This window comes from Caproiciproducens lactatisolvens, assembly GCF_052443335.1.
In the GTDB taxonomy this organism is placed as follows: Bacteria; Bacillota; Clostridia; order Oscillospirales; family Acutalibacteraceae; genus Caproiciproducens.
Genome location: NZ_CP195750.1, coordinates 1,279,888 through 1,292,433 on the forward strand (window position 1 = coordinate 1,279,888; position 12,546 = coordinate 1,292,433).

Annotated in this window: 11 protein-coding genes; 7 read left to right on the forward strand and 4 right to left on the reverse strand. The window is 54.7% G+C overall.

Annotated elements, in window-relative coordinates; all coding sequences use genetic code 11:
* Positions 1 to 57 precede the first annotated feature (57 nt).
* The gene (gene nth / locus ACRQV7_RS06255; protein WP_444659854.1) at positions 58 to 711 is read right to left on the reverse strand and encodes an endonuclease III; all 654 of its coding nucleotides are present in this window, start codon (positions 709 to 711) and stop codon (positions 58 to 60) included.
* A 245-nt stretch (positions 712 to 956) separates the two neighbouring features.
* On the opposite strand from nth, the gene ACRQV7_RS06260 reads away from it, so the two are divergent.
* The 4 genes from ACRQV7_RS06260 (at position 957) to ACRQV7_RS06275 (ending at position 4,974) form a co-directional block, all read left to right on the forward strand.
* Positions 957 to 1,610 carry a TraX family protein gene (locus ACRQV7_RS06260; RefSeq protein WP_444659855.1) on the forward strand — a complete coding sequence of 218 codons (654 nt, stop codon included), beginning with the start codon at positions 957 to 959 and terminating at the stop codon, positions 1,608 to 1,610.
* 54 nt (positions 1,611 to 1,664) lie between these two features.
* Positions 1,665 to 2,918 carry a serine hydroxymethyltransferase gene (gene glyA, locus ACRQV7_RS06265; RefSeq protein ID WP_444659856.1) on the forward strand — a complete coding sequence of 418 codons (1,254 nt, stop codon included), beginning with the start codon at positions 1,665 to 1,667 and terminating at the stop codon, positions 2,916 to 2,918.
* A 30-nt stretch (positions 2,919 to 2,948) separates the two neighbouring features.
* A complete protein-coding gene (locus tag ACRQV7_RS06270; protein WP_444659857.1) occupies positions 2,949 to 4,220 on the forward strand; it encodes a replication-associated recombination protein A in 1,272 nt (423 codons plus the stop codon).
* A gap of 97 nt (positions 4,221 to 4,317) precedes the next feature.
* A complete protein-coding gene (locus ACRQV7_RS06275) occupies positions 4,318 to 4,974 on the forward strand; it encodes a flavin reductase (RefSeq protein ID WP_444659858.1) in 657 nt (218 codons plus the stop codon).
* 48 nt (positions 4,975 to 5,022) lie between these two features.
* Here ACRQV7_RS06275 and ACRQV7_RS06280 read toward each other — a convergent pair whose 3' ends face one another.
* Positions 5,023 to 5,895 (reverse strand): LysR family transcriptional regulator, encoded by an 873-nt coding sequence (locus ACRQV7_RS06280; RefSeq protein ID WP_444659859.1) that lies wholly within the window; start codon positions 5,893 to 5,895, stop codon positions 5,023 to 5,025.
* A 130-nt stretch (positions 5,896 to 6,025) separates the two neighbouring features.
* Between ACRQV7_RS06280 and ACRQV7_RS06285 the strand changes: the two genes are divergently transcribed.
* Together ACRQV7_RS06285 and ACRQV7_RS06290 are read left to right on the forward strand one after the other, a co-directional pair.
* Entirely contained in the window at positions 6,026 to 7,762 is a 1,737-nt protein-coding gene (locus ACRQV7_RS06285; protein WP_444660240.1) for an ABC transporter ATP-binding protein, read from the forward strand.
* On the forward strand, positions 7,759 to 9,507 hold the full coding sequence (locus ACRQV7_RS06290; RefSeq protein WP_444659860.1) for an ABC transporter ATP-binding protein: 1,749 nt from the start codon (positions 7,759 to 7,761) through the stop codon (positions 9,505 to 9,507). The genes ACRQV7_RS06285 and ACRQV7_RS06290 overlap by 4 nt, the downstream gene beginning before the upstream one ends.
* A 35-nt stretch (positions 9,508 to 9,542) precedes the next feature.
* On the opposite strand, the gene ACRQV7_RS06295 is transcribed toward ACRQV7_RS06290, so the two are convergent.
* Together ACRQV7_RS06295 and ACRQV7_RS06300 are read right to left on the reverse strand one after the other, a co-directional pair.
* A complete protein-coding gene (locus tag ACRQV7_RS06295) occupies positions 9,543 to 10,601 on the reverse strand; it encodes an aldose epimerase family protein (RefSeq protein WP_444659861.1) in 1,059 nt (352 codons plus the stop codon).
* A 37-nt stretch (positions 10,602 to 10,638) separates the two neighbouring features.
* Entirely contained in the window at positions 10,639 to 11,592 is a 954-nt protein-coding gene (locus ACRQV7_RS06300; RefSeq protein ID WP_444659862.1) for an ROK family protein, read from the reverse strand.
* Positions 11,593 to 11,815: 223 nt separating this feature from the next.
* On the opposite strand from ACRQV7_RS06300, the gene ACRQV7_RS06305 reads away from it, so the two are divergent.
* Positions 11,816 to 12,493 (forward strand): sugar transferase, encoded by a 678-nt coding sequence (locus ACRQV7_RS06305; RefSeq protein WP_442867973.1) that lies wholly within the window; start codon positions 11,816 to 11,818, stop codon positions 12,491 to 12,493.
* Positions 12,494 to 12,546: the final 53 nt, after the last annotated feature.

The following is a 12,546-nucleotide window of genomic DNA, read 5'->3' on the forward strand; positions in this document are numbered from 1 at the left end:
CTATCTTCTTCCATTATTATATAGTTTTTGCGGCCCTCGTTCAATACTTCCTTGAAACTATTTTTTAGAGGATGTTTTTGCCAGGGAGAGGGCGTATTTGCAGAATTTTTTCATGCAGCACAGCTCGCATTTCGGACTGCGCGCGGTGCACACCGCCCGGCCGTGCAGGACAAGCCGGTGACAGAAATCGTTGGATTCCTCCGGCGGAAGGATGGAGCGCAGCTGCTTTTCCACCTTGAAGGGCTCTTTGCCCTCGCTGAGGCCGATTTTCCCGCAGATGCGGATACAGTGCGTATCGGTAACCACGGCGGGTTTGTGGTAGATGTCCCCTACAACCAGATTGGCGGTTTTTCTGCCCACGCCCGGCAAACGGGTAAGCTCCTCAATGCTGTCCGGCACCACGCCGCTGTATTCCTCCTTCAGCATCCGGCACATGGCGAAGATGTCGCGCGCCTTTGTCTTATAAAGCCCGCAGGAATGAATCAGCTCCTCGATTTCCTCCACAGTGCCTTCCGTAAAGGCCTGAAGGGTCGGGAAACGCGCGAACAGCGCGGGCGTCACAAGGTTGACCCGCGCGTCGGTACACTGTGCGGACAGCCGGGTCGCGATTAAAAGCTGCAGCGGGTTGGTATAGGTCAGGGAGCAGACAGCCCCCGGGTATTCTTTTTTTAGCGCTTCCACCGCCAGAGCGGCAAGTTGTTTTTTTGTCATGATGAATCCCTCCTGTTTCGTGATCGTCACGATGCCTGATCCTCTTTCATTTTATATGAAATATCGCAAAAGTACAAGTTGACAAGGACAGGATTATCCAATATCATGTTATAAATGAATCTTATAGCAATTCCATTTCAGTTTGCAAGATAAAATATGTTCCTCCCCCGCCTTTGGTGGGGGAGGAACATAACCTTGTTGCAGAACCAACTGGAAATGCTGTAATAAGGGAAGGTGGAGAGAATATGAGCAGGTCGCAGCTGAAAATGCTGGCAGTGATTACCATGCTGATCGATCATGTCGGCGCAATCTTTTTCCCGTCCGTTCCGCTTTTCCGCATCATCGGGCGGCTTTCCTTTCCGCTTTTCTGCTTTTTTATCTCGGAGGGACTCCTTTACACATCCGGTATTAAGCGCTATCTGACGCGCCTTTTTTTCTTTGCGCTGATTTCCGAAGTTCCGTACGATCTGGCGTTCCGCGGGACGATGTATTACCCGCAGAGCCAGAATGTGTTTTTTACGCTTTTTTTGGGCCTTGCGGCAATTGCGATCCTTCACACTTACCTCATCGCCCGGCCGGCCCCGGCGGTACTCCTTGCCGTCGCCTGCGCGCTGCTTGCCGAAGTGCTGCATACGGATTACGGCTGGTTCGGCGTGGTCCTGATTATCATCTTTTACTGCTTTAAAAATTACAGGACGAAGGGCGTGCTGATTTTTACCGTTTTCAATACCGGCTACAGCCTGCTGACCGGTCCGATCAAACTCTATGCCGCGCTGGCGGGGTTTCCGATTCTCGCTTACAACGGGAAAAGGGGAAAATGGAACTGGAAATATTTCTTTTATGCTTTTTACCCGGTGCATCTGCTGATCCTGTATTTAGTGCATAAGGTTGCGTTTTAACACACGAAAGTGTATAATGAACAATAAAATACTCTGGGAAAGGGAATGAAGAAAATGTACAGTGATATGATGGACTCCATCGGCTTTGTTTCTCAGGCAGACCCCGCAGTCGGCGCGGCGATGAAAGAGGAATTGAAGCGCCAGCAGCGCAATCTTGAAATGATTGCTTCTGAAAATCTTGTTTCACCTGCGGTAATGGCCGCAATGGGCAGCATTTTGACGAATAAATATGCCGAAGGCTATCCCGCGAAACGGTATTACGGCGGATGCCAGTATGTCGACGTCGTGGAAAACCTTGCGCGCGACCGCGCCTGCGAGCTTTTCCATGCGGAATATGCCAATGTGCAGCCCCATTCCGGCGCTCAGGCGAACATTGCCGTCTATTACGCGCTGCTGAACCCGGGAGACACCATCATGGGCATGAGCCTTGCCGAAGGCGGCCATCTGACTCACGGTTCTCCGGTCAACATTTCCGGAAAATATTTTCACTTCATTCCCTACGGCGTTAATTCCGAAACAGGACGGATCGATTACGACAAGCTCTATGAAACGGCTGTCAAAGAAAAGCCCAAAATGATTGTGGCCGGTGCGAGTGCGTACCCGCGCACCATCGATTTCAAGCGCTTCCGTGAAATCTGCGACGCCTGCGGGGCGTATCTGATGGTGGACATGGCGCACATTGCGGGCCTTGTCGCCGCGGGCATGCATCCGAGTCCGGTGGAGTGGGCGGATATCGTCACCACGACGACTCACAAGACCCTGCGCGGCCCGCGCGGCGGATTGATTCTGTGCCGCGAGGAGTACGCGAAGGCAATAGACAAGGCGATTTTCCCCGGAACGCAGGGCGGCCCTCTGATGCATGTGATCGCCGGCAAGGCGGTCTGTCTGGGCGAAGCGCTCAAGCCTGAGTTTCAGGATTACGGCCGCAAAATCGTGGAAAACGCCGCCGCTCTTGCGGACGGCCTGCTGAAACGCGGCGTCAAACTTGTCAGCGGCGGAACCGACAACCACCTGATGCTGGTGGACCTGAGCGGCCTGGAGCTGACCGGCAAGGAGCTGGAGCACCGCCTTGATTCCGTGTACATTACGGCCAACAAAAACACGGTGCCGAACGAGCAGCGCAGCCCGTTCGTTACCAGCGGCGTGCGTCTGGGCACGCCGGCGATTACGACACGCGGGCTGAACACAGGGGATATGGATATCATCGCCGAATGCATCAGCCTTGCGATCCATGATTTTGAAGCAAGCGAGGACAAAATCCGCGGGATGGTCACGGAAATCTGCGACCGGTATCCGCTGTACGAATAATTTATTGAAGTCAGGTGGGGTGGTTACAATATGGCAGCGCCTTTGGCGGACCGGCTGCGCCCGCAGAAGCTGGACGACCTTGTCGGCCAGCGCCATCTTCTGGGGGAGGGCAAGGCCCTTCGCCGGATAATCGATTCGGGGGAAATCCCCAATATGATCTTTTACGGGCCGTCGGGCATCGGGAAAACCACGCTCGCCTCCATTATCGCGAAGCAGACGAAACGGGCCCTTTACAAGCTGAACGGTACGACCGCATCCACGGCGGATATCCGCGGGGTGGTCGAACAGCTTGACACGCTCGCCGCCCCGAACGGGATTCTGCTTTACCTTGACGAGATTCAGTATTTTAATAAAAAGCAGCAGCAGACCCTGCTGGAATTCATAGAAAACGGGCAGATCACCTTGATTGCCTCCACGACGGAAAACCCGTATTTTTATGTGTACAACGCCATTCTCAGCCGGTCGACGGTGTTTGAGTTCAAGCCGGTGGAAAAAGAGGACGTGCTCCCGGCTGTCCGGCGTGCGTTTGCTTTTATGGAGCAGGAGCAGGGAAGGCCCGTCTCCGTTGAGAAGGAAGCGGAGGAGTATATTTCCTCCGCCTGCGGCGGGGATGTGCGCAAGGCGATGAACGCGGTGGAGCTCTGCGTGCTTTCCGGCGAGGAAAAGGACGGCGTCTGCCGCGTATCGCTTCCGCTTGCCAGAGAGCTTACCCAGCGCAGCGCGCTCCGGTATGACCGCGCGGGGGACGAGCACTACGATATCCTTTCCGCGTTCCAGAAGTCCATGCGCGGCTCCGACCCGGACGCCGCCGTCCACTATCTGGCGCGCCTGATCGTGGCGGGCGACCTGCCGTCCATCTGCCGCAGGCTGATGGTCTGCGCCTGCGAGGACGTCGGGCTGGCCTACCCGCAGATTATCCCGATCGTCAAAGCCGCGGTGGACGCCGCGATTCAGGTCGGGCTGCCGGAAGCGAGGATTCCGCTTGCGGACGCGGTCATCCTTGTGTGCAGCGCGCCGAAGTCCAATTCCGCCTATTGCGCCGTCAACGCCGCCATTGCCGACATAGAAAAAGGAAAAATCGGGAATATTCCCCGTCAGCTTCAGAATAAACATTATGATGGGGAGGACAACTCGCACAAGGGGCAGTTTTATCAATATCCCCACGATTATCCGAACAAATGGGTTGCCCAGCAATACCTGCCCGACGAGTTAAAGGACGTTCGTTATTATGAGTACGGACAAAATAAAACGGAGCAGGCTTTCCTGCAGTATTGGAGTAAAATAAAGGGGAATAATACCTGAAAATTGTGTGAATTGTGTCTGAATCCGGGAGTTTGCGCTTGTATCGGCCGCTTGAGAGTGATATGATTGAGATAAAGGAAACGGGGGGTGTATCAATATGAAAAATGAGGTTCTCTTTAACTTAACATACGGAATGTACGCCATCGGCGTAAAGGACGAAAAAAAGCCTTCCGCCTGTATTGTCAATACGGTTTTTCAGGTGTGCAACACACCGAACATGATTGCCGTCAGCATGAACCACGACAATTACAGCCATGACTGTATCGTCAAAAGCGGGCTTTTTACCGTGTGCGTTTTATCGGAGGATACTTCCGGCGCCGTCATCGGCGCGCTGGGCTTCAATTCCGGCCGCGATACGGATAAACTGAACAATGTTCACCATAAAATTCTGGCGGAGGGCGTGCCCGTCATCAAGGAAAATATCTGCTGCTGGCTTCTCTGCCGTGTGGTAAGCAGCGCGGAGACGCCGACCCACACAATTTTTGTCGCGGAAGTGGTCGCCGGCAGCGATGAGTCCAGGGGCGTGCCGATGACCTACGATTATTACCACAAGGTGATTAAGGGCAAGGCGCCGAAAAACGCGCCGACCTATCAGAAGGAGCAGCCATCTGACGACAATAACGACGGGGAAAGCTGGATCTGTACCATCTGCGGTTATGTATACAACGATCCGGACATTTCCTTCGAGGAGCTGCCGGACGACTGGGTCTGTCCCATCTGCGGCGCGCCGAAGTCGGCGTTCAGAAGAAAATAGCGGAAGCTTTCTCAGAGCCTGTCCGGCTTTCGGACGGGTTCTTTTTTATTACCGCTGCTTTTTAAATACGGTCAGGAAGCTTTTGCCCGCGGCGGAAAGCGCGCGGTCGCTCCGCCAGATCGCCGTGATCTGGGTCTCCATCACGGGGCTGTCGATAATTTTGCACAGGCAGTCGGGACTGCGGTAAAACGAGTCCATCGAATAAGGGACGACGGCGATGCCCAGTCCCGCGTTCGCCCACATCAGGGCTGTGCGGGAGTCGTCGTTCAGGCAGAAAATATCCGGCTGGAATCCGGCCGCTTTGCAGGCCGATACAATCAGCTTTTCATAGCGCCGGTAAATAATCAGCGGTTTGCCTTTCAGGGCTTCAAGGGGAATCCGGCCGTCTTGTGCGCTGCTGAAATATTTCCGGCTGCCGACCGCGATCATCGGCTCTTTTTCCAGGCTGTACCACGATGTGTTTTCCGCGTGAAACGGGGTCCGGATGACCGCGATTTCAATGACGCCGCCCGCCAGAAGCTCGATCATCTGAAAGGTGTTCCCCTCATGAAGCTCAAAGTTCACTTCCGGATACAGCTTGGCGTATTCCGTAATCCGCGGGTCAAGCAGGGGGAGAAAGGAGGAGGAGGTGACGCCCAGACGCAAAGTCCCCTTCATCTTTTCCCCGTACTCGCCCAGCTCGCGCGCGGCGGCGTCGGCCAGCTCCAGAATATTGCCCGCGCGCTTGTAAAGAATAACTCCAGCGTCCGTCAGCGTGACGTGCCGCGCACCGCGCTCCACCAGCTTGACACCCAGCTCCGTTTCCAGCAGCTGAAGCTGGTGGCTCAGCGGCGGCTGGGAGATATGCAGCTTTTTCGCGGCCGCGCTGATGCTGCCTTCTTCACAGATTGCCACAAAATATGCAAGGCGTTTTAAATCCATCCTTTTTTCCTCCGGAATCTATATGAAACCAGTATGGGAAATAGATAAAATCAATATTACTCATATGGGTATCGATATGCTATAATAATACACGAAATTCACAAGATAGAACAGAGGAATGATTCAAAAAATGCTGAAGCTCGCGAAATACTTGAAAAAATACCGAAAGCAGGTCATTGTCGGGCCGATTTTTAAGCTGATCGAGGCAATCTTTGAACTGATTGTGCCGATCATCACGGCAAAGATGATCGACAACGGCGTGCGGACCGGCGACGTCGGCTATGTCTGGCGCATGGGTGGAATCATGCTCCTGCTCGGCGTAACCGGCCTGTGTTCCGCGCTGATCTGCCAGAAGCTTGCCTCCATCGCGTCACAGGGTTTCGGAACCGTGGTGCGCAGCGAACTTTACAAACATATCAACACGTTTTCCCATTCGGAAATCGACCGTTTCGGGACTCCGTCCCTCATTACCCGCATGACAAACGATATCAACCAGCTTCAGTACGCGGTCGCGATGCTGATCCGCCTCGTCATCCGCGCCCCGTTTCTTGCGGTGGGCGCGATTATCATGGCGATGCTGGTGGATTTACCGCTTTCCGTCGTGTTTTTAACCGCGACTCCGTTGATTGCTCTGGTCCTCTACATTATTATGACGCGTTCCGTGCCGTTCTTCCGGGTCATGCAGAAAAAGCTGGACGCGATCTCCCTTGTCACCCGCGAAGGGCTGAGCGGCGTAAGGGTCATCCGGGCGTTTTCCAAGCAGAAGAGCGAGGAGGAGCGCTTCAATGCGGCGGCGGACGACCAGACGGCGACCGCCATCCGGGTCGGCAAGCTTTCCGCGCTGCTGAACCCCCTTACTTATACGATCATGAACTTCGCGGTGATCGCCATCGTATGGTTCGGCGGCTGGCGGGTCGATTCCGGCGCGATGACGCAGGGAGAGGTCATCGCGTTTGTAAACTACATGTCGCAGACCCTGCTGGCAATGATCGTCGTCGCCAATCTGGTGGTGACCTTTACAAAAGCCTCCGCTTCCGCTTCGCGGATCAACGAAGTGTTTGACACCGTTTCCTCTGTTCCGGAGCCTGTCGGGGCGCCGGTTGCCCCTGTGCCCGATACGCCGAAAATTCAGTTTCAAAATGTAAGCTTTTCTTACGACGGGCCGGACAAATACGCGGTGAAGAATCTCGACTTTTCCATTATGCCCGGGGAAACCGTCGGCATTATCGGCGGCACCGGCTCCGGAAAGAGCACGCTGCTCAATCTGATTCCCCGTTTTTACGACGTGTCGTCGGGGAAAATCCTGATCGACGGGGTCAATGTGCGCGAGTATCCGTTTTCCGCTCTGCGCGGACAGATCGGCATGGTGCCGCAGGAGACCGTTCTGTTTTCCGGTACCATTGAGAGCAATCTTCGCTTCGGATACCGGGACGCGACACAGGAAGAAATGGAAAGGGCGCTGAAGATCGCGCAGGCGTATGAGTTTGTGTCCGCTCTGCCGCAGGGGCTTCAAAGCCCGGTCAACCAGGGCGGCAAGAATTTTTCGGGCGGTCAGAAGCAAAGGCTGACGATTGCCCGCGCGCTGGTCGGCGGCCCGCGGATTCTGATCCTGGACGACAGCGCCAGCGCGCTGGACTTCGCGACGGACGCGGCGTTACGAAAATCGATTCAAAGGGAAACCTCCGGCATGACCGTGCTGATGGTTTCTCAGCGCGCCAGCACCATCCGGCGCGCGGATAAAATCATCGTGCTGGACGACGGCGAGATCGCCGGAATCGGCACGCACGAACAGTTGATGGAAAGCTGCCAGGTCTATCAGGAAATCTGCCTGTCGCAGCTCAGCAGGGACGAGGTGAGCAAAAAATGAAAGGTTCCACATTAAAGCGGCTGTTCCGCTACGCGAAGCCATATTCCGGTTTTTTGGCCGGTGCGCTCGTCAGCGCGCTGATTCATATTTCGCTCACCCTCTACGGACCGATCCTGATCGGTCAAGCGGTCGACCACATCATTGGACCTTCCAATGTCGGCCACAGGGATATGATTCCCATTCTCGTTATGCTTGCGGGAACCATTGTGATCAGCGCGGTGTTTCAGTGGGTAATGGCGTACTGTACGAATAAAATCACCTATCATACGGTGCGCGACCTGCGCGTACAGGCTTATCAGAAGATCAACCGCCTGCCGCTCCGGTACGTTGACGGCCACGCGCACGGCGATGTCATCAGCCGTGTCGTCAACGATGTCGATCAGGTCGCGGACGGCCTGCTGCAGGGGCTTACCCAGCTTTTTACCGGCGTCGTGACCATTCTGGGAACGCTTGTTTTCATGCTCACCATCAGTCCGGTCATTACGGTGGTGGTTGTGCTGGTTACGCCTCTTTCGCTGTTTGTGGCCGGCTTTATCGCCCGGATTTCCCACCGGCAGTTTATTGAACAGCAGGCGACCCAGGGTGAGCTCAGCGGTTATGTGGAGGAAATGATCAGCGGCCAGAAAATCGTAAAGACATTCCTCTATGAAAGCCGTTCGGAAGAAGAGTTCAACAAGATTAACCGGCGGCTCTACAACTGCGGGGTAAAAGCGCAGTTTTATTCCTCCCTTTCCAACCCCAGCACCCGTTTTGTCAACGGCGTTGTGTACACCGCGGTCGCGGCAATCGGGTCGCTCTGCGCGGTCACGGGTCGTCCCGGTCCGCTGACGATCGGACAGATCACCTCGTTTTTAGCCTATGCCAATCAGTATACCAAGCCGTTTAACGAAGTGACCGCGGTCATCACCCAGATTCAGACGGCGTTTGCCTCCGCCGACCGCCTTTTCCGGCTGCTGGACGAGGAGGAGGAAACACCGGACGCTCCCGGCGCGCTGGCCCTGACGGACAGCGAGGGGAACGTGGACGTGGAGCACGTGTATTTTTCCTACCGTCCGGAGGCCAAACTGATTCAGGATATGAACCTGAAGGCGAGAAAGGGCGAGCGGATTGCGATTGTGGGCCCGACCGGGTGCGGAAAAACCACCATTATCAATCTGCTGATGCGCTTCTATGACGCGGACAGCGGCACCATCAAAATTGACGGGGTCGATGTAAAAAATGTCACCCGCGACAGCCTGCGGAAAATGTTCGGCATGGTGCTGCAGGAGACCTGGCTCTTTTCCGGAACGGTGCGCGACAATATTTCGTACGGAAGCGAACACGTGACGGAGGAACAGATCGTTGCCGCGGCAAAGGCGGCGCACGCCCACTCGTTCATCATGCGCCTGCCGAACGGGTACGACACCCTGATTTCAGAGGACGGCGGCAATATTTCGCAGGGACAGCGGCAGCTGCTTTGCATTGCCCGGGTAATGCTGGTCGACCCGCCGATTCTGATTCTGGACGAGGCGACCAGTTCTATCGATACCAGAACGGAAATCCGTATTCAAAAGGCGTTTACCGAAATGATGAAGGGGAGAACCAGCTTTATCGTGGCCCACCGCCTTTCCACCATTAAGGAGGCGGACCTGATTCTGGTGATGAACAAGGGAAGCATTATCGAGCAGGGAACGCATGAACAGCTTCTGCAAAAGCAGGGGTTTTACGCGAATCTTTACAACAGCCAGTTCGCGGTCGCGGATTAGCGGAAACAGGAGCCCCGGCTTTGCCGGGGCTCCTGTTATCTTACCGTAAATTTATAAATGGTCGTGTGCCTGTATTTCCCGCCCGGTTTTAAATTCTGGAACGGGAAATCCGGGTGATTGACCGAGTCGGGAAAAAACTGTGTTTCCAGGCAGACCGCATGGTGCGCCAAATGCTTTTTTCCCGCCTTGCCGGCTGCGCCGGGGGCAAAGCTGTTCGCGGTGTAAATCTGTATCCCGGGCATATCGGTAAAGACCAGCATCGCCCTGCCGCTCAGCTGATCATACAGCTCCGCGGCTTTTTTCATGCCGTCCGCGCCCTTAATCACGAAATTATGGTCGTAGCCTCCGCAGCTTTTCAAGAGGCTGTCGTTTGCCCGGATGTCCTGCCCGATGGTTTTGGGCTTATTGAAGTCATACGGCGTACCGGCGACCGGGGTCAGCCCGCCGGTGGGGATCAGGTCGGTTCCGACCGCGGTAATCGCGTCCGCACTGATCTGCAGTTCCTGTGAAAGGATGCTGTTTCCGACGTCCCCGCTGATATTGAAGTAGGAATGGTTGGTAAGGTTGACCGGTGTTTCACGGTCGGTCTGCGCGCCGTAATCGATGATCAGCGCGTTGTCCGTGCTGAGGGTGTACTGAACGGTTACGTTCAGGTTCCCGGGGAATCCGCATTCCCCGTCTTCGCTGAGGTAGGCAAAGGTGACGGACGGTGCGTCGTCGTCATGGTCGCTGCATTTCAGCCGCCAGACCCGGTCCTGAAACCCGCCCGGGGCGCTGTGCAGGGAATTTTTTCCGTCGTTTGCCGCAAGCTTGTATTTTTTTTCGCCGATTTCAAATTCCGCCCCGCCGATCCGGTTGGCATAACGGCCGACGGCGGCCCCGAAAACGTCGCCCTTTTCAAGGTATCCGTCCAGTGTGTCGTGTCCCAGGACCACGTCCCCGAAATTGCCCTTTTTGTCGGCGGTCAGCAGCCTGACAATGCGGCAGCCGTAGGTGATCACCTGCGCAGTCATCCCGCTTTTATTGCGCAGGGTATAGCTGTCGATTACGGTGCCGTCCGGCAGTTTTCCAAATACAGATTTTTCAATGCTCATCGTTCAGCCTTCTTCTGTCATATTTGGTGATGAGGAATCATTTGCCCAGCAGTGCCGCGCCGATGATTCCCGCATCGTTTCCCAGCAATGCCCTGCAAATCTTGGTCTGCCCCTGCGGGCTGAGGGAATAGGCTTCCTTGGCGACATATTCGCGCAGCGGCTTCAGAAGGGTTTCTCCTTCGTTGCAGATGCCGCCGCCGATGCAGAGAATGTCCGGCTGGAATGCGTTGATGCAGTTGGCCAGCCCGCAGCCCAGGTACTCGATGTATTCGTCCACAACGGCTTTCCCGATCGGGTCGCCCGCGCGCATTGCGTCAAAGGCGGTACGACCGTCCACATTGTTCAGGTCGCCGTCCACCAGCTTCCAGATGGGACTGCTGCGGTCGGCGGATTTCTCCATCGCCTCTTTGGTGGAGCGGATCAGGCCGGTGGCGGAGGCGTATGTTTCCCAGCAGCCGTCGCGGCCGCAGGTGCAGTGCCTTCCCTGAAAGACAATCACGGTATGTCCCATTTCTCCCGCGCCGTAATTGGAGCCGGAATAAATTTTACCGTCGATGAGGATGCCGCTGCCCACTCCGGTGCCGAGCGTAATCGCCATTGCGTTTTTCGCGCCCATGAGCGCGCCCGCCTGATACTCGCCGTAGGCCGCCGCGTTCGCGTCGTTTTCCACGATGACCTTTTTATTCATTTTTGCTTCCAGAAACTTTCTGAGCTCGAAATGGTTAAAATACAGGTTGTTGGAAAATTCCACCACGCCGGTGTCCGTATTGACGGTACCGGGGGTGCCGATGCCCACCCACGGCACGTCGTCCAAGGTGAGATTTGCATTGCGCAGCGCTTCCATTGCGGTGGAAGCAAGCTGCTCGCACATATCTTCAGGAGGGCAGGGTACGGCGGTCTTCCTTTTCGCCGTAGCAATGATTTGACTGTTTTCGTCGACGACGCCAACCTTAATGTTGGTTCCCCCAAGGTCAATTCCCAGATAATACATTTTTTATCCCCTTCGTCCGTTATTTCAAAGTACAGCAATTTTCAACAAAAGCACGATTCTTTCAGGTGCCCGCCGTTCGTTAATCTGCTGTAATATGTGAATAGTATAGCATTATCGCATGGGAATTGTAAACATATTGTGCTCTGCAATACAAAAAATTGTTATGAAGCGAAAACTTGTGCTATAATAGGAAAGATACAAAATCTGGAATGGAGATCATGTCGTGGATTTTAAAGCACTCCCCAAGGGAATGAGAAACAAATATACGAAGGAATATCTCACTCTGCTGAACAAGCGCAGGTTTTCGCTCGGCGCGAAGCGTGCGTTTGATATCGTGGTATCGCTGCTGATTCTTGCGGTTTGTTCGCCGTTTTTTCTTCTTTTGGCGCTGGCCGTCAAAATCGACTCCAGAGGGCCTGTGTTTTACCGGCAGGTTCGCGTCGGACGCTACAATCAGGACTTTAAAATTTTCAAGTTCAGAACAATGGTACAGGATGCCGATAAAATCGGACCTCCGCTGACGGTGGGCGATGACCCGCGTGTGACAAAAGTCGGAAGGTTCATCCGGAAATTGCGGCTCGATGAGTTTTCACAGCTTTTAAATGTCCTTGGCGGAAGTATGAGCCTTGTCGGTCCCCGGCCGGAGGTCCGCAAATATGTGGATGTCTATGCCCCGGAATATATGGCGACGCTGCTGATCCGGCCCGGCATTACGGCTACCTCGAGCATTGCGTTCAAGGATGAGGACAGCCTGCTCAATGCGGCCGAAGACCCGGAGAAAGTGTATGTGGAACAGATTTTACCGCCTAAAATGGCATATAATCTGGAATACATGAAAAATATTTCCCTGCTGAACGACATCAAGATCATGTTCCGGACCGTCGGCGCGGTGCTGAAATAGGCGGATTCATATTTCACCTCTGCTTGTTCATAATAAGCATGAGGTGATTTTTT